We start from the raw sequence: 19,636 nt of genomic DNA, 5'->3' as shown, positions 1-19,636 counted from the left end.
GGTCACTTCTGACAGCCAGGGCACCAGTACAGCTTGCGCGCCTGCATCTCTTCGAGCGCGATCTCGGTCCCGCACCGGCGGCACGGCAGGCCAGCCCGGTGGTATACCCAGTGGCGATCGTCTCGGCTCGCCATGGCGCGACGCCACTCCTCCCCCGTGAGACCGTCCATCGTCATCATCTGACCGGTCTCGACGCCGATGCGGAGCAGCTCCGTCCAGTCATGCCACAGTCCGCGCACGACGTCCTCGGGCACACGTCGACCCGGCGTGTGCGGATCGAGCGCCGCGCGGAAGAGCATCTCGGCGCGATAGACGTTGCCGATGCCGCTCACGACGGCCTGGTCCATGAGCAGCTGACCGATCGCGACGCCGCGGCGACGGACGGCGGCGACGAAGCGCTCCTCGTTCTCGCGCGGATCCCCCACGAGCGGATCCGGACCGAGCCGGTCGAGCACGGCGTCGATCTGCTCGGGAGTCTCTACGACGCACGCCGTCGGGCCACGCAGATCGGCGCACGTCACCTCCGTCATGAGCCGCGCGCGAACCTGCCCGACGACGGGCGGCGGCCATTCGAGCTCGGCCCCGTCGTCGACGCCCTTCGTCTGCTCGGACATGCGTACGTGTCCGCGCGTCTTCCGCGGAGCGCCGATCGAGGCGAGGGAGTTCTCGCCCGCGTCGTCGTGAATGGCTTCCTCGAGATCGGTCCCGCGCTGATTCGTCTGCCCCATACGCCCATTGGCCGACGCGATCGTCGGATCCACGAGGATCTCCCCCGCGAAGTCCCACGCCCCGTACAGCCCGAGGTGCACGCGCAGCCAGCGGTCTCCGTCGAACTCGAGGAACATCTGTTTCCCGACGGCCATCGCCCGCGACATCCTCCGCCCGTCGAGGAGGGCAGCGCCGTCGGCGAATCGCCCCTGCGGGCTCGACACAGCGACGGACCGCCCCGTGAAGTTGCGGTCGAACTGGCGGGCGATGCGATGGACGGAATGCCCCTCGGGCATCCCGCTACACGCTCCGTTCGCGAGGTGCCGGGCCGTCGACGAGCTCGCCGTCGCGCTCGTAGGCGCCCACCTGAGCGATGCGACGAGCGTGGCGCTCTTCACCCGGGAACGATGTCGCGATGAAGCGATCGACGAACGAGAACACTTCCTCGACCGTGTGCTGGCGCGCTCCGATGGCGATGACGTTCGCGTCGTTGTGCTCGCGGGCGAGCTCGGCCGTCGACAGATTCCACACGAGCGCCGCGCGGATGCCCTCGACCTTGTTCGCGGCGATCTGCTCGCCGTTTCCGGAGCCGCCGAACACGACGCCCAGCGCCTCGGTGCCCGAACGCTGATCTGCCACGACTGCCTGAGCGGCCCGGATGCAGAACGCCGGGTAGTCGTCGAGGGCGTCGTAGTGGTCGGGGCCGTGGTCGACGACCGCGTGCCCCTGGGAGACCAGATGCTCCTGCAGTCGGTCAGAGAACTCGAGGCCGGCGTGATCCGTCGCGATATGGATGCGCATGGTGACGATTCTGCCGTATCCGCTCAGGGCGCGATGCCCGCGGCTGCGGGCCGGAAACCGAGGCGGACGTTCTCGTCACTTCCCGGGCGGCTCACATCGAACCACGGCCCGAGCTCCGTCAGGTGCGGCCGCTCGGCGGCTGGTGTGCCGTGGATTCGTTCCTCGATGAGGTCGACGAGGCCTGCCACGTACGCCGGGTGCGAGCCCGGCGTACGCGTGCGCGCGAACGCGAGGCCCGCTTCCTCGGCCGACTCCTTCGCCTCGTTGTCGAGATCCCACATGACCTCCATGTGGTCGCTGACGAATCCGAGCGGAACGACGGCGACGGCGGTGACGCCCTCGTCGGGCAGGCCCGCGATGACATCGTTCACATCGGGCTCGAGCCACGGCTGCGACGGCGGGCCGGAACGAGACTGGTACACGAGCGACCAGTCGATCTCGGCGGCTGCCGGGATCTCCTCGCGCAACCGCGCGACCAGGTGCGCCGCGACAGCGCGATGCTGGGCCGCGTACGCGCCGCCCTCGCCGAAGTCGACGTCGCGCGGCCCCGAGCGTTCGGCGTCGGCGAGCGGCACCGAATGCGTCGAGAACAGCAAGCGGATCTCGCGGGCCGGACGTCCGGCTTCGAGCCATGCCACCACGGCGTCGCGGATGCCCTCGAAGAAGGGCTCGACGAATCCCGGGTGGTCGAAGAAGAGGCGCACCTTGTCGATCGTCATCGGGTCGTCGCCGTCACCGAGCCCCGTGCCGCCCTCGCCCGATCCGAGCACCCGGGCGATGTCCTCGCGGTACTGCCTGTCGCTCGAGTACGAGCTGTAGGCGCTCGTCGCGAGGGCGAGGACCGTGCGATGACCGTCAGCGTAGGCCTCGGAGACCGCGGCCTCCAGCATCGGATCCCAATTGCGATTGCCCCAGTAGACGGGCAGATCCAGTCCGCGGCTCACGATCTCCGCACGCAGTGCCGCGAGGAGCTCGCGGTTCTGGTCGTTGATCGGACTGACGCCTCCGAAGTGGCGATAGTGCGTTGCCACCTCTTCGAGGCGCTCGTCCGGGATTCCCCGGCCACTCGTGACGTTGCGCAGGAACGGGATCACGTCGTCCTGCCCTTCGGGTCCGCCGAAACTCGCGAGCAGGACCGCGTCGTACGCCGTCGGCGTCTCGACGAAGGGCGCTCCCGATGCCGCCGCGGGCGACGCATAGAGGACGGTCTGGTCTGACTGCGCTGAGGAGTGCTGTGGGTCGACTGTCACAGATCTATATTCGCACCGAATCCGCACCGACCGGCTCAGCACTCATCCAGGTCTGGAAGGAGCAACGTAGGCTGTAGCAGTTGCCTGCGTCGCCGACCGCGCGCGGGCGGATCCCCCGACGAACTCATGGGAGCAGCCACAGTGCCTGGAGAGAACCTCACTCGCGTCGAAGCCGAAGAGCGCGCAGGAGTCGTCGCCACCCGAAGCTACGAGGTCGCGCTCGATCTCACGAAGGGCGAGGAGGTGTTCGGATCGCGCAGCGTCGTGCGGTTCGACGCGACTCCCGGCGCGACCACGTTCATCGACCTCATCGCGCGCGACCTGCGCGAGGTCACGCTGAACGGGCGCGAGCTAGCCCCGTCCGACATCTACGCCGACTCGCGCATCGTGCTCAACGACCTCGAGGAGTCGAACGAGCTGATCGTCGACGCCGACTGCGAGTACACGCACACCGGCGAGGGGCTGCACCGCTTCGTCGACCCGGTCGACGGTGAGGCCTACCTGTACACGCAGTTCGAGGTTCCCGACTCGCGGCGTGTGTTCGCGGTGTTCGAGCAGCCCGACCTCAAGGCGACGTTCCAGTTCACGGTGACCGCGCCCAAGGAGTGGAAGGTCGTCTCGAACCAGCCCACGCCCGAGCCCATCCCCCACGAGGAGGGCGGATCCGCAACCTGGGGCTTCGAGCCGACGCCGCGTATTTCGTCGTACATCACGGCGCTCGTCGCCGGGCCCTACGAGGAGGTCCGAGACGAGCTCGTCAACAGCGAGGGACGCACGATCCCTCTCGGCGTCTTCGCACGCAAGAGCCTCTGGGCCGATATGGATGCCGACTACATCTTCGAGAAGACGAAGCAGGGCTTCGCCTACTACGAGGAGAAGTTCGGAGTCCCCTACCCGTTCGCGAAGTACGACCAGCTCTTCGTCCCCGAGTTCAACGCGGGCGCGATGGAGAACGCCGGCTGCGTCACCTTCACCGAGACCTACGTGTTCCGCAGCAAGGTCACCGACGCCGTCAAGGAGCGTCGTGTCGTCACGATCCTCCACGAGCTCGCGCACATGTGGTTCGGCGACCTTGTGACGATGAAGTGGTGGAACGACCTCTGGCTCAACGAGTCGTTCGCGGAGTGGGCGTCGACGATCGCGACGGCCGAGGCCACCGAGTGGACCGAAGCGTGGACCACGTTCAACGCGATGGAGAAGACCTGGGCCTACAAGCAGGATCAGCTGCCGTCCACGCATCCCGTCGTCGCCGAGATCTCCGATCTCGAGGACGTCCAGGTCAACTTCGACGGCATCACCTATGCCAAGGGCGGATCCGTTCTCAAGCAGCTTGCCGCCTACGTCGGCATTGAGGCGTTCTTCGCAGGTGTCGGGGCCTACTTCCGTAAGCACGCCTATCAGAACACGAGGCTCGACGACCTGCTCGTCGAGCTCGAGCGCACGAGTGGCCGCGACCTCAAGACCTGGACGGCGAAGTGGCTCGAGACGGCCGGCGTGAACACCGTCTCGCCCGTCATCGATGACGATGTCGACGGCATCATCACGCGATTCGCCGTCATGCAGACGGCGCCCGCCGATCACCCGACGATCCGACCGCATCGCATGGGCATCGGCTTCTACGAGATGCGCGGCGACTCGCTCGAGCGCACGCACCACGTCGAGGTCGACATCGACGGCGATCTCACCGAGATTCCCGAGCTCGTCGGGCATCGGCGGCCCGCACTCGTGCTGCTCAACGACGAAGACCTCGCATACGCGAAGATCCGCCTCGACGACCAGAGCCTCGCCACGGCGATCGCGCACATCGCCGACATCGCGGATCCGCTCGCCCGCTCGCTCGTCTGGGGAGCGGCCTGGGACATGACGCGCGACGGCGAGATGACGGCGCGCGACTACATCGACCTCGTCCTCGCCGGCCTCGGCACGGAGACCGAGTCGACGACCGTGCGCACGACGCTCGCACAGGTGCGGCTCGCCGCCCACAGCTATGTGGCGCCGGACACGCGCGAGGCGCAGCGCGCGAAGGTCGCCGACGGACTGTGGAGCCTCCTCGAGAAGGCGGCTCCCGGCAGCGACATGCAGCTGCAGCTCGCGACGGCGTTCGCGCTCGCGGCGTCGCGCTCCGAGCACTGGGATCGCGTGCGGCAGCTGCGCGACGGATCCCTCGAGCTTCCCGGGCTCGACATCGACCAGGACCTCTCGTGGCAGCTGCTCGTCTCGCTCGCCTCGGGCGGCGCGATCGGACGCGCCGAGATCGACGAGGCCCTCTCCGCGGACAACACCGCGAAGGGCGGCGAGTTCGCCGCGCAGGCCCGTGCGGCTCTGCCCGGCGCCGAGAGCAAGCAGAAGGAGTGGGCAGCGCTCGTCGACAGCGACGAGCTGCCGAACACGGTGGTGCGCGCCGCGTCGGCGGGATTCGTCCACCCGGCAACGCGCGACGACCTCGAGGCCTTCGTCCCGCGGTACTTCGACATGCTTCTGCCGGTGTGGGAGCAGCGGACGTTCCAGATCGCGTCGTACCTCCTCGAGCTTCTCTACCCCGCTCCCCTCGCGAACATCGAGCTGCGGGACACGACCCGGGCGTGGCTGCGCGAGAACGCCGAGGCGCCCGCCGCCCTGCGCCGCATCGTCGCAGAGAACCTCGCGGGCGTCGAACGCGCGCTCGCGGCCCAGTCCCGCGACGCCGAAGCGGACGCACAGGACTGATGGTCGAGATCCAGAAGACCGGAGGGCCGCCCACCTTCTACGAGCAGGTGGGCGGTCGCGAGACGTTCCGCCGGATCGTCGATGTCTTCTACCGGGAGGTCGCTCAGGACGAGGTCCTGAAGCCGATGTACCCGGAGGAGGACCTCGGCCCCGCCGCCGAACGTCTGCTCCTCTTCCTCGAGCAGTACTGGGGCGGGCCGGCGACGTACAGCGAGCAGCGCGGGCATCCGCGCCTGCGGATGCGGCACATGCCGTTCCACGTCAACCCCGATGCGCGCGACCGCTGGCTGCGCTGCATGCGCACGGCACTCGACGAGGCCGAGCTCTCGCCTGTGCACGAGGCGACGCTGTGGGACTACCTCGAACGCGCCGCCTACGCGATGGTCAACACGTTCGAGAAGTAGCCGCTCAGACGCCGGTCGCCACGACACGCTCTACGCCCGCGCGGAGACATGGCGTGTCGTGGCGGCAGCTCGTCAGGCAGTGCCGCCCGTCGTCCGCACCGAGGTGAGGCCCGAGACCGCGGGGCCACGCGAGAGCACGTGACCTCGGGCGAGCGAGACGCGCGTCCAGCGACCCGATGTGAAGACCGTCGCACGCTCCTCGCCCGCGATGAACCCGAACGAGAAGGCCGCGAACGCGACCCCGAGCGGCAGACCGCCCAGGTCGTCGTCGGGCTGGCCCCACACGGATCCGCGCACGACGCGCACGGCGTCCTCGCCCGCGTCCGTCGGCACCTGGTGGGCGACGGCCGCGATTCCCCACTGCGCGCGCGACGCGAGCGTGGCCGCGTCGAGCTCGCCCACGCGCTCCCAACCGGCCCGCGGCGGCGCCACGCCGGCCCACGCGGGAGCCATCGCCTGCTCGGGAAGTCCGACCTGACTCTCGTGGTCGGTCTCGCTGAGCTCAGCCACGACGAAGTCGCACTCGAGCTCGGGGTCGGCCCGGAGCACGCGCATCGCGAGCACCGTCGGAGTGCGATCGAGCAGCCCCTGCGGCGCGAGGGCCGCAGCCGTCATCGCGAGCACGCCGCCGCGCGCCTGCACACGCACGCCCTCGTCGCCGATGCGCGCCGCCCGCCCGGAGAAGGTCAGGGCGTCGCGCGCCGATCCGGAATCCGCCAGAACCAGTCGCTCACTCACCCTCCCTAGACTATTGACGCGCGCCTGGGCAGACGCCTCTGTGTCGCCGCAGGTCAGATCCCACGTCATGAGAAGGAGCCCCATGAGCGGCATCGAGTATCCGAGTGACCCGATCGACATGCTCATGGGAGTGCTCCAGCTCGATGAGACCGGAGCGCGCACGCACGAGGACATCTTCGTCGGTGCGTCCCACCCGATGCCGACGGGGCGCGTGTTCGGTGGTCAGGTTGTCGCGCAGTGCGTCACCGCGGCGACGCGCACGATCGCCGAAGACCGCTTCCCGCACTCCCTGCACGGCTACTTCCTGCGCCCGGGCGACGTCACGCTGCCGACGACCTTCGCGGTCGAGCGGATCCACGATGGCCGCTCCTTCTCGCGCCGCCGGGTGCAGGCCTACCAGAGCGGCGCACCGATTTTCAGCGGCATCATCTCGTTCCAGGACGAGGATCCGGGGATGCAGCATCAGTTCGCGATGCCCGAGGCACCGGCGCCGGAGGATCTGCCCTCGGCCGAGCAGGAGCTCGGAGACGCATCCCGGCTGCTGCGCGCGAACCCCATCGAGGCACGCCACGTCGACGGAGCGATCTTCCTCGATGTGCCGGAGCAGACGCCGCACCAGGCCACCTGGATCCGAATCCGCGAACGCCTGGACGACGACCCGTCCCTCCACCGGACGATCCTCGCCTACATGAGTGACTTCACGATCCAAGAGCCGACGCTGCGTGCGAACGGCGTTCCCTGGCGGACGCCCGGTCTGCGCTCAGCGAGCCTCGACCACGCGATCTGGTGGCACCGCTTTGCCCGGGTCGACGAGTGGCTTCTCTACGTCGCCGAGTCGCCCACTTCTCAGGGCGGCCGCGGCATGAACGTCGGCCGCATCTTCTCTCGCGACGGCGCGCTCGTCGCCAGCGTCGCGCAAGAGATCATGGCGCGCACGCCCGCGGACGCCTGACGGATCAGGCCGCGAGGGAGGCCTTGAGGTCGGCTTCGAGAGCGACCCACGCGAGCATGGCGCACTTGACGCGCATCACGTACTTCGCGGTGTTCTGGAACGCGGCGGCGTCGCCCAGATCCTCGCTCGGCTCGACCTTACCGCGGGAGCGCATCATCTCGCGGAACTCGTCGATCCGCGCGAGGGCCTCGTCGCGCGTCGCCCCCGAGAGCAGCTCGCTCATGATCGACGCGGACGACATCGAGATGCTGCACCCCTGGCCATCCCATTCAAGCCCCGAGATGCGACCATCTTCAACCGTGATGCCGAGCGTGATCTCGTCGCCGCACGACGGGTTCAACTCGTGGTGCGTGAAGGGGTGATTCGACGGATCGCCCTTGCCCTCGGGGGTCTTCGCGTGGTCCAGGATCAGCTCCTGGTACATCGACTCGAGCCCGCTCATCGGTCGGCCCCAAAGAATCCGCGCACGTCGCCGAGGGCAACTCGCAGCGCCTCGACGTCATCCGCCGAGGAGTAGACGCCCGCGCTCGCGCGAGTCGATGCGGCCGTCCCGAGCGCGCGGTGCAGCGGCTGGGCACAGTGATGTCCGGTTCTCACGGTGATCCCCCTATCGTCGAGGAATTGGCCGACGTCGTGCGCGTGCACGCCGTCGACGAGGAAGCTGGCGAGGGCGGCACGGGGCTGCCCCGCTGCCGGCCCGATGAGGCGGACGCCCGGGACGGATTCGACCGCCTCGACGAGCGCCGAGGCGATCTCGTGCTCGTGCCGGAAGACCTCGTCCATGCCGAGGCCCTGCAGATAGGCGGCGGCGGCGCCGAATCCGACGGCCTGACTGACGGGCTGCGTGCCCGCCTCGAAGCGGTGCGGCGCGGGAAGGAAGTCAGCCTGCTCCATCGACACGACCGTGATCATGGATCCGCCTGTGCGCGCGGGCGGGAGGGCGTCGAGAAGCTCGGCGCGCCCGTAGAGCGCGCCGATGCCCGTCGGTCCGAGCATCTTGTGCGACGAGAAGACGGCGAAGTCGACGCCGAGGTCGGCGAGGTCGACAGGCATGTGCGGGACGGACTGGCAGGCGTCGAGCACCGTGAGCGCACCGAACTCGCGAGCGATCGCCACGATGTCCGCGACGGGCGCGATCAGGCCCGTGACGTTCGACACGTGAGCGAACGCAATGATGCGCGTGCGGGACGAGACGAGCTCGCGCAATCCGTCGATCGTCCAGACGCCGCTCTCGTCGACCGGGGCCCAACGCAGCGTCGCGCCGGTCTTGGCCGCGAGCCGCTGCCACGGGATGAGGTTCGCGTGGTGCTCGGCCTGGGTCACGACGATCTCGTCGCCTTCCCTGAGCGCGAAGCGATCGTCACCGACTCCGGCCGAAGCGTCCGCCATCCCGAGGGAGATCATGTTCAGCGCATCGGTCGCGTTCTGTGCCCAGGCGATCTCGCGCTCGCCGGCGCCGACGAAGCCGGCCACCTGCTCACGCGCGTTCTCGAACGCCCAGGTTGCCTCACCCGTCGCCATGCTGGATCCGCGATGCACCGCCGCATAGTCGCTGCGGACGAAGTCGACCTCCGCGTCGAGCACGGCGGCCGGGCGCTGCGACGTCGCCCCCGTGTCGAGATAGACGGCGTCGGGGTGCGCCTGGAAGAACGGGAAGTCCGCGCGCACGGGCGCGCCGAGGGCTGTGGGCATCGAGTGAGCTCCCTGGTGGACGAGGGGTGTCCCTCCATCTTCCCGCATCCCGAGCGTCCCGGCGTCGACGTGACGCTCACGTGAACGCTCGGAGACCTCGCGCTCACGATTCCATAACGTCCCGAGGCTCGACGGACAACACGACGGTGCCCCATTTTTCGCGTCATTCCACGCATCTCGGCGGACAGACGCCACTCTGAGTTCGACAGACGACGACGAAATCTGGCCGCATGTGCGATCGGTGTTCTCGCACCCCGCTATTCTAGGGCTGTCAGGAATGTAGGAATGTCGACACGCAACCCGGCTTCCGATTCCTCGTCCCGCGGTGTCGCGTCCGACACGGCCGCTGGGGTCGATCAATCACGATCCGCCAACCCGAGGGCCGAGCGCGCATGTTGCGTCATGAAGGACGCGCTCGTCGCAGGAGAACGTGACAGAGAAAAACAACGACGTGCTGGTGAAGGCCAACGGCCTCTACAAGGTCTTCGGCCGCCGCACGCAGGAAGCAGTGGACAAGCTCCGCGCGGGAACGCCGCGGGAGGAACTCGACGGCGCGACCGCCGCCGTCATCGACGCCTCGTTCGAAGTGCAGCGAGGAGAGATCTTCGTCGTCATGGGCCTGTCGGGCTCGGGCAAGTCGACACTGATCCGCATGATCAATGGTCTGCACGATGCGACCGCAGGCACGCTCACGATCGGGGATCAGGAGATCACGACGATCTCCGACAAGGCCCTGCGCGCGATCCGCCGCGACCACATCTCGATGGTGTTCCAGCACTTCGCGCTGCTCCCCCACCGAACGGTCGCCGACAACGTCGCGTACCCGCTGGAGCTGCAGGGCGTCGGCAAGCGCGAGCGCCTCGACAAGGCGAACGAAATCCTCGACCTCGTCGGCCTCGGCGGCTGGGGCGAGAAGTTCCCGAGCCAGCTGTCGGGCGGAATGCAGCAGCGCGTCGGCATCGCCCGCGCGCTCTGCGCCGACACTGACATCATGCTGATGGACGAGGCGTTCAGCGCGCTCGACCCGCTCATCCGCCGCGAGATGCAGGAACAGCTCCTCGAGCTGCAGCAGAAGCTGCACAAGACCATCATCTTCATCACGCACGATCTCAACGAGGCAATGTTCCTCGGCGACCGCATCGCCGTGATGCGCGACGGCCGGATCGTGCAGGTCGGCAGCCCTGAGGACATCCTCACGGACCCGGCGAACGACTATGTCGAGCAGTTCGTCCAGGATGTCGACCGCGCCCGTGTGCTCACGGCCGGCAACGTCATGGAGAAGCCGATCGCGGTCGTCTCGTCGACGGCCGGCCCGCGCACGGCTCTGAAGACGATGCGCGACGCCTTCCTGAGCGCCGTATACGTGGTCGACCGCGACCGGAAGCTCCTCGGCACGCTCGAGGACCGGGACGCGCTGAAGCTCGTCCGCAAGGGCGAGCGTTCGATCCAGGGCGCCATCAAGAACGACGCGACGACCGTCAACGTCGACGATGTGCTGATGGATCTGTTCATCCCGGCCGTCGAGTCGAAGCTCGCCGTCGCGGTGGTCGACGAAGCGGGCAAGCTCGTCGGCGTGATCCCCCGCATGACACTGCTCGCGGCTCTCGGCCCGGGCCCCGGGTCAACTGAGGAGATCACGCTCCCGGCGCAGCCCGTGCCGACGACAGTCATCGACCAGGTGCTCGCGGACAGCGAGGATGGTCGCCCCGTCGACTCCCCCGCGACCGGACACGAGGAGGCCCGCTGATGTTCGAGAACTTCCGGATCCCTGTCGGCCAATGGGTAGATACCGCCGTCGACTGGGTCAAAGAGAACCTCGAGTGGCTGCTCGACCTCATCACGATGGTCGTCAGCTGGCTCGTCGATACGCTCACCGACGTCCTGCTCGCCACGCCGATCCCCGTCGCCATCATCGTCGCGGCACTCATCAGCTGGCTCTTCCGGTCGTGGCAGCTCGCGGTCGGGACAGCCATCACATTCGTCCTGATCGTCGGGATGGACATGTGGGTTCCGGCGATGCAGACGCTCGCGCTCGTCCTGATGGCCGCGCTCGTCGCGATCGTCATCTCGGTTCCGCTCGGCATCTGGTCGGCACGAAACGCCGCCGTGCAGACGGTCCTGAAGCCGATCCTCGACTTCATGCAGACGATGCCCGCCTTCGTCTATCTCATCCCCGCGATCGTGTTCTTCAGCATCGGGGTCGTTCCCGGCCTCGTCGCGACCGTGATCTTCTCGATGCCTCCGGGCGTACGCCTGACCGAGCTCGGGATCCGCGGCGTCGACAGCGAGACGGTGGAAGCCGGGCACGCGTTCGGAGCGGCGCCCGGGCAGATCCTCCGTGGAATCCAGCTGCCTCTCGCTCTTCCCACGATCATGGCCGGTGTCAACCAGGTCATCATGCTCGCGCTGTCGATGGCGGTCATCGCCGGCATGGCGGGAGCCGACGGCCTCGGCAAGGAGGTCGTCGCGGCGATCTCCACGATCGACATCGCGCAGGGCGTCGAAGCAGGCCTCGGCGTCGTCATCCTCGCGGTCTTCCTCGACCGCGTCACAGCGGCACTCGGAAATCCGTCCGAGTATCCCGCGTCGCTCATCGGCACGATCAGCCGCCGCCGCGCCGCGGCGCGCAGTGCACGGGCTGACGCTGAAGCCGCCCAGGCCGCAGAGGAAGCCGAGCGCGCCAAGGCCTCGCCCCGGCGCGCGCCGGTCGGCGGCGGCGCCTGAACCCGTCCCGTATCAATCGCATACCGACACAGACCTGAGCGGACCTCGTCCGTTCTTCTCCGAGCAGGATTGCTCGAGAGGATCCCCAACGCCCGCTGCCTCGGCACGGGAGGAAAGGAAACATCATCATGATGAAGAAGCGCCACCTCACAGGATTCATCGCACTCGGGGCCACCGCCGCGCTCGCGCTCTCCGGCTGCTCCTCCGACGGCGGAGACAACGGAGACACGGGCTCCGGCGACGGCGAGGCCATGGGCACGATCACGCTCGGCTTCCTGCCTGCGTGGACCGACGGCCTCAGCACCGCTTGGCTGCTCGAAGACCAGCTCACCAAGCTCGGCTACACCGTCGAGATGACCGACCTCACCGAGGCCGGCCCGCTCTACACGGCCCTTGCTCAGGGCGACGTCGACATCTACCCGTCGGCCTGGCCTGAGCTCACCCACGCCGAGTACATGAACGAGTACGGCGACGACATCGAGGACCTCGGCACGTACTACGACAACGCGAAGCTCACGATCGCGGTGCCGTCGTACTCGCAGTTCGACTCGATCGAGGATCTCAAGGGCAACGGCGACCTGCTCGACGGCCGCATCGTCGGCATCGAGCCCGGTGCCGGCCTCACGGCCCAGACGCAGGACTCGATGATCCCGACGTACGAGCTCGGAGACGAGTTCGAGCTCGTCACCAGCTCGACGGCTGGCATGCTCACGGAGCTCGACACCGCGATCCAGAACGAGGAAGAGATCGTCGTGACGCTGTGGCGTCCGTTCTGGGCGAACGACACGTACGACGTGAAGGACCTCGAGGACCCCGAGGGCGCCATGGGCGAGCCCGAGGGTCTCCACTTCCTCGGCACCTCGGGCTTCGCCGAGGCGAACCCGGAGGCCGCGGAACTCATCGCCGGCATCAAGCTCGATGACGCTCAGTACGCGGCGCTGGAGGACACCGTCGTGAACGAGTACGAGGGCGAGGATGACAAGTCCGCCGCCATCGACGAGTGGATCGAGGCGAACTCCGAGGCGTTCGACACGCTCGTCACCGAGTAACTCAGTGACGCGGGGGCTACCCCGCACACGAAGTGGGGCGCCGCGATCTGCTCGTGGCGCCCCACTTTCTTGCGACACAGAACCACGAGACGAATATGAAAGAGAGGCCCATGCGCTTTTCTCCCCGTATCCTGACCGCTGCAGCACTCGGATCGGCCGCGCTCCTCGCCCTCTCCGGGTGCGGAAGCGAGACCACCACCGCCGCAGAGGAGGAGACCATCACGGTCGGCTTCCTGCCGTCGTGGACCGACGCCGTCAACAACGCGTATCTGCTCCAGGATCAGTTCGAGAAGATGGGCTACGCCGTGGAGCTCGAAGAGCTCACGGAGCCCGGGCTGCTGTACACCGCGCTCGCCGAGGGAGATGTCGACATCTACCCCTCTGCCTGGTCCGACATCTCGCAGGCGGCCTACATCGAGAAGTACGGCGACCGTATCGAGGACATCGGCACCTACTACGACAATGCGCACGGAACGCTCGCGGTACCCGATTACGTCGACATCGACGCCGTCGAGGATCTCCACGGGCAGGCGGATCGATTCGACGGTCGGATCTACACGATCGAGCCGAGCTCGGGAACTGCGACGATGGCGGAGGAGAGCCTCTTTCCCGCCTATCAGCTGGGCGACGAGTACACACTCACTTCGTCGTCTCTCGCGGCGATGCTCACCGCGCTTGAAGACGCCGTCAACAACGAAGAGGACATCGTCGTCACACTGTGGCGTCCCTTCTGGGCGTACGAGGAATACGGCCTGAAGGACCTGGATGACCCGAAGGAAGGAATGGGAGCCACCGAGGGGCTTCACTTCCTCGCGCACAAGGGCTTCAGCGACGACTTCCCCGAAGCCGCGGATCTCATGGCGCAGATCACGCTGAATGATGAGCAGTATGGCGCGCTCGAGAACACCGTGGTGAATGAATTCGGTGACGGCGAGGAGCCGGAGGCCATCGACGCATGGCTCGCCGACTACGGCGACGAGTTCGAGTGGGTCGTGGAGTAATCTCACCCGTTCGTGCAGCGCCCCTGGGATTCGTTCTCAGGGGCGCTTCTTCGTGGGGGGGCGGGTGCTCGGACGGAGCTGGTCGACACTGTCGTTCCTCTTCCGCCGCCACCGCAGTGCGATAGCTTGTGGCTATGGCGCGCGACGGAATCGGGACAGCGAACGGGATCACCCTGCAGCAGCTCCGGTACTTCGTCGAGGTCGCCGCCGAAGGATCCATCACCGCAGCCGCGGATCTTCTCTACGTCTCGCAGCCGACGATGTCCGCCGCGATGAAGGATCTCGAGCGCCGCGTCGGCCGCGCCCTCCTCGAACGTTCGGCCCGCGGCGCGACTCTCACGGAGGACGGCACCGAGTTCCTCGGTTACGCCCGCCAGGTCGTCGAGCAGGCGGAACTCCTGGAACAGCACTACCTGGGGCGTCCACCGTCACGCCGCCTCCTCGCCGTCTCTGCGCAGCACTACTCGTTCGTCGTCGACGCATTCGTCCGGATGGTGAAGGGGTCTGATGCGGCGGAATACGCGTTCACCCTCCGCGAGACGCGCACCTGGGACATCATCGAAGACGTCCGCACGCTCCGGAGTGAGATCGGAGTGCTCTATCGCAACGACTTCAACCGGAACGTCATCGACAAGCTCCTGCGCGAGTCCGGGCTGGCCTTCACCCCGCTGTTTCGTGCCACACCGCATATCTTCGTCGCGCGGACGAACCCGCTCGCGGAGAGCGAGCGCGTCACCCTCGAAGACCTCGAGGATCTCCCTCGGCTCACCTTCGACCAGGGGGCGAACAACTCTTTCTACTTCGCCGAGGAGATCCTCTCCACCAGGTCATCGAAGCAGGACATCCGGGTGAGCGACCGCGCCACCATCTTCAATCTCATGATCGGTCTCGATGGGTACACCATCTCCACCGGCATCATCTCGGACGATCTCGATCCATCGATCGTCGCCATCCCGCTCGATGTCGACGAACGCATCGAGATCGGATGGATCGGGCACGGATCCATGCCACTCACAGCGCAGGCCGAGCGATTCGTCGCCGAGATGCGCGATGTCGTCGTCAGCTTCGGCGTCGAGCTCCTGACATAGGAATCACCTATGTCAAGCCGCGGAGCATTCCTATGGGGCTATAGCCGTTGGTGCCACCTACAGTGAGTTCACCGGGTGCGAACCCACCCCACGACTCACCACGAGGAATCGAGGCATCGGATGACGACGACAACGGCGACCGACCTGACGTTCAGCATCAGCACCACCCGATTCGACGAGGAGTACTCCCCGTCGGCCGGCTCCCGCGTCACGACGAACTTCGCGAACCTCGCTCGAGGCGAGGGGCGCCGGCAGAATCTCCGCAACGTCCTGAAGATGATCGATGACCGCGTGAACGACCTCGCCGATCATGACAACCCGCAGCGGAACCGCTATGCCGTGGAGCTCGACATCGTCTCGGTGGACCTGCACATCGACGCCGCTGGCACCGGCCACGGCGCAGGTGTCCCGCTGATCGAGATGCTCGACGTGCAGATCCTCGACAGGACGACCGGCGAGCGCATCACGGGGATCACGGGGAACAACTTCTCGTCGTACGTCCGCGACTACGACTTCAGCGTCGTGCTGCCCGCGCACAAGGCGAGTTCAACCGGTCCGGGGCTCCCCGACGACTTCGGCGAGCTGCACGGGAAGCTGTTCCAGCACTTCGTCGCCTCCGACGCATACCGCGAAAGGTTCTCCCAGCCGCCCGTGGTCTGCATCAGCGTCTCGACAAGCCGAGAGTACCGTCGCACCGAGCACCGGCACCCCGTCCTCGGATGGGAGTACACGCACGATGCCGACTCGCTGACCGACCTCTACTTCGGCAAGATGGGTCAGCAGGTTCGGTACTTCATGCCGCGCGGCTCGGTCGCTCCTCTCGCGTTCTACCACCAGGGGAGCCTGACGTCCGACCACTCCGATCTGGCGCTGATCGGCACGATCAGCACGATGGAGGCGTTCCAGAAGATCTACCGCCCGGAGATCTACAACGCCCACACGGCCGCCGGTGAGGTGTATCGGCCCAGCCTGCAGAATCCCGACTTCTCGACGCCCGACGTCACGTACGACCGCGAGGAGCGCAGCCGCCTGGGCGTCGAGCAGGGGAAGTTCACCGAGGAGCACTTCATGAAGCCGTACCAGGACGTTCTGGATCGGTGGGCCGCCGCTCGCTCGCTCTGACCGGATAGGACGCGGAGAATCAGGATGAACACGAACCTTCCCACCTCGATCGTCGGCAGCCTGCCCAAGCCCGCTTGGCTCGCGGAGCCCGAGACTCTCTGGTCCCCTTGGAAGCTCGAGGGTGCGGAGCTCGCCGAAGGCAAGCGACGCGCACTGCGGCTGGCAGCCGACGAACAGCTCGACGCCGGCATCGACATCGTCAGCGATGGCGAGCAGACCCGTCAGCACTTCGTCACGACCTTTATCGAGCACCTCAGCGGGGTCGACTTCGACAAGCGCGAGACGGTGCGGATCCGCGACCGCTACGACGCGAGTGTCCCGACGGTCGTCGGGGCGGTGGGCCGCGAGCGGTCGGTCTTCGTAGACGACGCGAAGGATCTCCGGGAGAAGACCGATCGGCCGATCAAGTGGGCGCTCCCCGGCCCCATGACGATGATCGACACGCTGTCCGATCGTCACTACGGGAGCCGCGAGAAGCTCGCGTGGGAGTTCGCGAAGATCCTCAATCAGGAGGCGAGGGAGCTGGAGGCGGCGGGCGTCGACATCATCCAGTTCGACGAGCCGGCGTTCAACGTCTTCTTCGATGATCTGAAGGAGTGGGGCGTGGCCGCGCTCGAGCGCGCCGCCGAGGGGCTGCGGGCCGAGACTGTCGTGCACATCTGCTACGGGTACGGCATCAAGGCCAACAACGACTGGAAGGCGACACTCGGATCCGAGTGGCGCCAGTACGAGGAGTCGTTCCCGCTGCTGCAGCAGTCGTCAATCGACACAGTGTCGCTGGAGCGCCACAATTCTCGTGTCCCTGTCGATCTCATCGAGCTCCTTCGGGGCAAGAACGTGATGGTCGGAGCGATCGACGTCGCAAGCCCCAGAATCGAGACTCCGGAGGAGGTAGCGGCGACGCTTCGGGGCGTGCTGCCCTTCGTCGACGCCGACAGGCTGCGCCCGAGTACGAACTGCGGCATGGCGCCGCTGGCCCGAGAGGTGTCGCGGGACAAGATGATCGCGCTGGCAGCGGGCGCGCAGATCATCCGAGCGGAACTTGCCTGAGCGGGTTCCGGAGCGAAGCAGACCACACACGATGACAACTCTCACCACCTCACGCGCAGCAGGCGCCGCACCTCAGTCCACCGCCACGCGGATCGATGCGGAGGGCTTCGCATCGCTGTTCCGCGGCCACCCCAGCGGCGTCTCGGTGATCACCGCAGAGGGATCTGCCGGCCCCGTCGCGCTCACCGCGAGTTCCGTCGCGTCGATCAGCCTCGACCCACCGCTGCTGATTTTCTCCGTCTCCGCCCGGTCATCGGCAGCCCCGTCGATCATCGCCGCAGATTCGGTGGTCGTGCATCTCCTCGACGCCGACGATCTCGATCTCGCCGAGCTCGCCGCCACCAGCGGCGCCGACAGATTCGCCGACCGCGACCGCTGGACGCGTCTCATCACTGGCGAACCCGTGTACCACGGTGTCCGCGCCTGGACGCGGGCGACCATCGTCGACCGCATCCAGGCCGGCGGCTCCACGGTCATCGTCGCCCACGCGCGCGAGGGAGCAATCGCTCGCAGTCCCGAGCACGAGGCCGGCCCGCTGGTTCATCACAATCGCACATGGCATCGCCTCGGCGAAGGATCCGCGATCTGATCCCCGCACGCGGCACCACGAAGAACGCCCCCGATTCCTTCTCGGATTCGGGGGCGTTCCTCGTCATGTTCAGTCGCGAGTGAGCTTCCGGTGCGTCATCCGGTGCGGGCGCGCGGCATCGGGACCGAGTCGCTCGATCTTGTTCTGCTCGTAGGCCTCGAAGTTCCCCTCGAACCAGTACCACTTCGACGGGTTCTCGTCGGTTCCCTCGTAGGCGAGGATGTGCGTCGCAACGCGGTCGAGGAACCACCGGTCGTGCGTCACCACCACGGCGCAGCCCGGGAACTCGAGAAGTGCGTTCTCGAGAGACTGGAGCGTCTCGACGTCGAGGTCGTTCGTCGGCTCGTCGAGCAGCAGCACGTTGCCGCCTTGCTTGAGCGTGAGCGCGAGATTGAGGCGGTTGCGCTCACCACCCGAGAGCACCCCGGCCTTCTTCTGCTGGTCCGGGCCCTTGAAGCCGAACTTCGACACATAGGCGCGCGAGGGCACCTCGGTCTTACCCACCATCATGATGTCGAGACCGTCTGAGACGACCTCCCACAGGGTCTTGTTGGGGTCGATCCCACCACGCGTCTGGTCGACGTAGCTGAGCTTGACCGTCTCGCCGATCTTGAGCTCGCCGTCGTCGATCGGTTCGAGACCGACGATCGTCTTGAACAGGGTCGTCTTGCCGACACCGTTGGGACCGATCACGCCGACGATGCCGTTCGGCGGGAGGCTGAAGCTCAGGTCGTCGATGAGGACCCGGTCGCCGAAGCCCTTCTTGAGCCCCCTCGCCTCGATGACGATGTTTCCGAGGCGCGGCCCGGCGGGGATCTGGATCTCCTCGAAGTCGAGCTTCTTCGTGCGCTCGGCCTCGGTGGCCATCTCCTCGTAGCGGGCGAGACGGGCCTTCGACTTCGCCTGGCGGCCCTTCGTGTTCGACTTGACCCACTCCAGCTCCTCCTTGAGGCGCTTCTGGAGCTTCTGGTCCTTCTTGCCCTGCACCTCGAGGCGCTCGGACTTCTTCTCGAGGTACGTCGAGTAGTTGCCCTCGTACGGGTAGAGACGACCGCGATCGACCTCCGCGATCCACTCGGCGACGTGGTCGAGGAAGTACCGGTCGTGGGTGATCGCGATCACCGCACCGGGATACTTCTGAAGGTGCTGCTCGAGCCACAGCACGCTCTCGGCGTCGAGGTGGTTCGTCGGCTCGTCGAGCAGAAGCAGATCAGGCTTCTCAAGCAGCAGCTTGCACAGCGCCACGCGGCGCTTCTCGCCGCCGGAGAGGTGCTCGATGCGCTCGTCGCCCGGAGGCGTGCGCAGCGCGTCCATGGCCTGTTCGAGCTGCGCGTCGAGATCCCACGCGTCGGCGTTGTCGATCTCTTCCTGCAGCGTGCCCATCTCGGCGAGCAGCGAGTCGAAATCGGCGTCGGGCTCGGCCATGAGGCTCGAGATCTCATTGAATCGGTCGATCTTCGCCTTGATCTCGCCGACGCCATCCTGCACGTTCTCGAGGACGGTCTTCGACTCGTCGAGCTCGGGCTCCTGCATGAGGATGCCCACGGAGAAGCCCGGCGTGAGCGTCGCCTCGCCGTTCGACGGCTGGTCGAGACCGGCCATGATCTTCAGGATCGTCGACTTTCCGGCGCCGTTCGGGCCGACCATGCCGATCTTCGCTCCCGGGAAGAACGACATCGTCACGTCGTCGAGGATCAGCTTGTCGCCCACCTTCTTGCGGGCGCGGACCATCTGGTAAATGTACTCAGCCATGTTGGCATCC

General features: G+C 67.0%; 18 protein-coding genes. 11 read left to right on the top strand and 7 right to left on the bottom strand.

Features of this window, described 5'->3' with window-relative positions; all coding sequences use genetic code 11:
• Positions 1-2: 2 nt before the first annotated feature.
• Genes C0012_RS08270 through C0012_RS08260 form a run of 3 tightly spaced genes read right to left on the bottom strand, consistent with a single transcriptional unit; the run spans position 3 to position 2,759 of the window.
• Positions 3-1,004: an Fpg/Nei family DNA glycosylase gene (locus tag C0012_RS08270; RefSeq protein WP_110589077.1), complete on the bottom strand. Its 1,002-nt coding sequence runs from the start codon at positions 1,002-1,004 to the stop codon at positions 3-5.
• A gap of 4 nt (positions 1,005-1,008) precedes the next feature.
• Positions 1,009-1,509 carry a ribose-5-phosphate isomerase gene (locus tag C0012_RS08265; protein ID WP_110589078.1) on the bottom strand — a complete coding sequence of 167 codons (501 nt, stop codon included), beginning with the start codon at positions 1,507-1,509 and terminating at the stop codon, positions 1,009-1,011.
• Positions 1,510-1,532: 23 nt separating this feature from the next.
• Complete coding sequence (locus C0012_RS08260; protein ID WP_110589079.1) at positions 1,533-2,759, bottom strand: ferrochelatase; 1,227 nt, start codon at positions 2,757-2,759, stop codon at positions 1,533-1,535.
• 141 nt (positions 2,760-2,900) lie between these two features.
• Here C0012_RS08260 and pepN point away from each other — a divergent pair, with 141 nt between their 5' ends.
• Positions 2,901-5,465, top strand: coding sequence for an aminopeptidase N (gene pepN / locus C0012_RS08255; protein ID WP_110589080.1), 2,565 nt, complete (start codon positions 2,901-2,903; stop codon positions 5,463-5,465).
• Entirely contained in the window at positions 5,465-5,869 is a 405-nt protein-coding gene (locus C0012_RS08250) for a globin (protein ID WP_110589081.1), read from the top strand. The genes pepN and C0012_RS08250 overlap by 1 nt, the downstream gene beginning before the upstream one ends.
• A 72-nt stretch (positions 5,870-5,941) precedes the next feature.
• Here the strand turns inward: C0012_RS08250 and C0012_RS08245 are convergent, their stop codons facing one another.
• The gene (locus tag C0012_RS08245) at positions 5,942-6,607 is read right to left on the bottom strand and encodes a hypothetical protein (RefSeq protein ID WP_110589082.1); all 666 of its coding nucleotides are present in this window, start codon (positions 6,605-6,607) and stop codon (positions 5,942-5,944) included.
• An 82-nt stretch (positions 6,608-6,689) separates the two neighbouring features.
• Here C0012_RS08245 and C0012_RS08240 point away from each other — a divergent pair, with 82 nt between their 5' ends.
• Positions 6,690-7,559 carry an acyl-CoA thioesterase gene (locus tag C0012_RS08240; protein ID WP_110589083.1) on the top strand — a complete coding sequence of 290 codons (870 nt, stop codon included), beginning with the start codon at positions 6,690-6,692 and terminating at the stop codon, positions 7,557-7,559.
• 4 nt (positions 7,560-7,563) lie between these two features.
• Here C0012_RS08240 and sufU read toward each other — a convergent pair whose 3' ends face one another.
• Complete coding sequence (gene sufU, locus C0012_RS08235; protein WP_110589084.1) at positions 7,564-8,001, bottom strand: Fe-S cluster assembly sulfur transfer protein SufU; 438 nt, start codon at positions 7,999-8,001, stop codon at positions 7,564-7,566.
• Positions 7,998-9,251, bottom strand: coding sequence for a SufS family cysteine desulfurase (locus C0012_RS08230; RefSeq protein WP_110589085.1), 1,254 nt, complete (start codon positions 9,249-9,251; stop codon positions 7,998-8,000). The genes sufU and C0012_RS08230 overlap by 4 nt, the downstream gene beginning before the upstream one ends.
• A gap of 430 nt (positions 9,252-9,681) precedes the next feature.
• On the opposite strand from C0012_RS08230, the gene C0012_RS08225 reads away from it, so the two are divergent.
• From C0012_RS08225 to C0012_RS08190, 8 genes are all read left to right on the top strand, one after another.
• Entirely contained in the window at positions 9,682-10,998 is a 1,317-nt protein-coding gene (locus C0012_RS08225) for a quaternary amine ABC transporter ATP-binding protein (protein ID WP_198411100.1), read from the top strand.
• Entirely contained in the window at positions 10,998-11,975 is a 978-nt protein-coding gene (locus tag C0012_RS08220) for an ABC transporter permease (RefSeq protein WP_110589086.1), read from the top strand. The genes C0012_RS08225 and C0012_RS08220 overlap by 1 nt, the downstream gene beginning before the upstream one ends.
• 131 nt (positions 11,976-12,106) lie before the next feature.
• Positions 12,107-13,024 carry a glycine betaine ABC transporter substrate-binding protein gene (locus C0012_RS08215; protein ID WP_110589408.1) on the top strand — a complete coding sequence of 306 codons (918 nt, stop codon included), beginning with the start codon at positions 12,107-12,109 and terminating at the stop codon, positions 13,022-13,024.
• Positions 13,025-13,134: 110 nt separating this feature from the next.
• On the top strand, positions 13,135-14,025 hold the full coding sequence (locus C0012_RS08210) for a glycine betaine ABC transporter substrate-binding protein (protein ID WP_232527834.1): 891 nt from the start codon (positions 13,135-13,137) through the stop codon (positions 14,023-14,025).
• Positions 14,026-14,159: 134 nt separating this feature from the next.
• Positions 14,160-15,113 carry a LysR family transcriptional regulator gene (locus C0012_RS08205; protein ID WP_110589088.1) on the top strand — a complete coding sequence of 318 codons (954 nt, stop codon included), beginning with the start codon at positions 14,160-14,162 and terminating at the stop codon, positions 15,111-15,113.
• A gap of 120 nt (positions 15,114-15,233) precedes the next feature.
• Positions 15,234-16,235, top strand: a complete 1,002-nt coding sequence (locus C0012_RS08200) for a putative oxygenase MesX (RefSeq protein WP_110589089.1) — start codon at positions 15,234-15,236, stop codon at positions 16,233-16,235.
• A 24-nt stretch (positions 16,236-16,259) separates the two neighbouring features.
• Positions 16,260-17,285, top strand: coding sequence for a methionine synthase (locus tag C0012_RS08195; protein WP_110589090.1), 1,026 nt, complete (start codon positions 16,260-16,262; stop codon positions 17,283-17,285).
• Between the two features lie 31 nt (positions 17,286-17,316).
• On the top strand, positions 17,317-17,874 hold the full coding sequence (locus C0012_RS08190) for a flavin reductase family protein (protein ID WP_110589091.1): 558 nt from the start codon (positions 17,317-17,319) through the stop codon (positions 17,872-17,874).
• A 69-nt stretch (positions 17,875-17,943) separates the two neighbouring features.
• On the opposite strand, the gene ettA is transcribed toward C0012_RS08190, so the two are convergent.
• On the bottom strand, positions 17,944-19,626 hold the full coding sequence (gene ettA, locus C0012_RS08185; protein WP_110589092.1) for an energy-dependent translational throttle protein EttA: 1,683 nt from the start codon (positions 19,624-19,626) through the stop codon (positions 17,944-17,946).
• Between the last annotated feature and the right edge of the window lie 10 nt (positions 19,627-19,636).

This window comes from Microbacterium suaedae (genome assembly GCF_003254645.1).
Taxonomy (GTDB): domain Bacteria; phylum Actinomycetota; class Actinomycetes; order Actinomycetales; family Microbacteriaceae; genus Microbacterium; species Microbacterium suaedae.
The sequence above is the reverse complement of the archived record's forward strand: the minus strand, read 5'-3'. Positions and strand labels throughout refer to the sequence as shown.

Bases quoted from the DNA above. Each gene is read 5' to 3' on its own strand.
- C0012_RS08240 (WP_110589083.1), top strand. From the start codon at position 6,690: ATGAGCGGCATCGAGTATCCGAGTGACCCGATCGACATGCTCATGGGA.
- C0012_RS08190 (WP_110589091.1), top strand. From the start codon at position 17,317: ATGACAACTCTCACCACCTCACGCGCAGCAGGCGCCGCACCTCAGTCC.
- C0012_RS08220 (WP_110589086.1), top strand. From the start codon at position 10,998: ATGTTCGAGAACTTCCGGATCCCTGTCGGCCAATGGGTAGATACCGCC.
- C0012_RS08230 (WP_110589085.1), bottom strand. From the start codon at position 9,251: ATGCCCACAGCCCTCGGCGCGCCCGTGCGCGCGGACTTCCCGTTCTTC.
- C0012_RS08215 (WP_110589408.1), top strand. From the start codon at position 12,107: ATGAAGAAGCGCCACCTCACAGGATTCATCGCACTCGGGGCCACCGCC.
- C0012_RS08265 (WP_110589078.1), bottom strand. From the start codon at position 1,509: ATGCGCATCCATATCGCGACGGATCACGCCGGCCTCGAGTTCTCTGAC.
- ettA (WP_110589092.1), bottom strand. From the start codon at position 19,626: ATGGCTGAGTACATTTACCAGATGGTCCGCGCCCGCAAGAAGGTGGGC.
- C0012_RS08270 (WP_110589077.1), bottom strand. From the start codon at position 1,004: ATGCCCGAGGGGCATTCCGTCCATCGCATCGCCCGCCAGTTCGACCGC.
- C0012_RS08195 (WP_110589090.1), top strand. From the start codon at position 16,260: ATGAACACGAACCTTCCCACCTCGATCGTCGGCAGCCTGCCCAAGCCC.
- C0012_RS08205 (WP_110589088.1), top strand. From the start codon at position 14,160: ATGGCGCGCGACGGAATCGGGACAGCGAACGGGATCACCCTGCAGCAG.
- sufU (WP_110589084.1), bottom strand. From the start codon at position 8,001: ATGAGCGGGCTCGAGTCGATGTACCAGGAGCTGATCCTGGACCACGCG.
- C0012_RS08200 (WP_110589089.1), top strand. From the start codon at position 15,234: ATGACGACGACAACGGCGACCGACCTGACGTTCAGCATCAGCACCACC.
- C0012_RS08210 (WP_232527834.1), top strand. From the start codon at position 13,135: ATGCGCTTTTCTCCCCGTATCCTGACCGCTGCAGCACTCGGATCGGCC.
- C0012_RS08250 (WP_110589081.1), top strand. From the start codon at position 5,465: ATGGTCGAGATCCAGAAGACCGGAGGGCCGCCCACCTTCTACGAGCAG.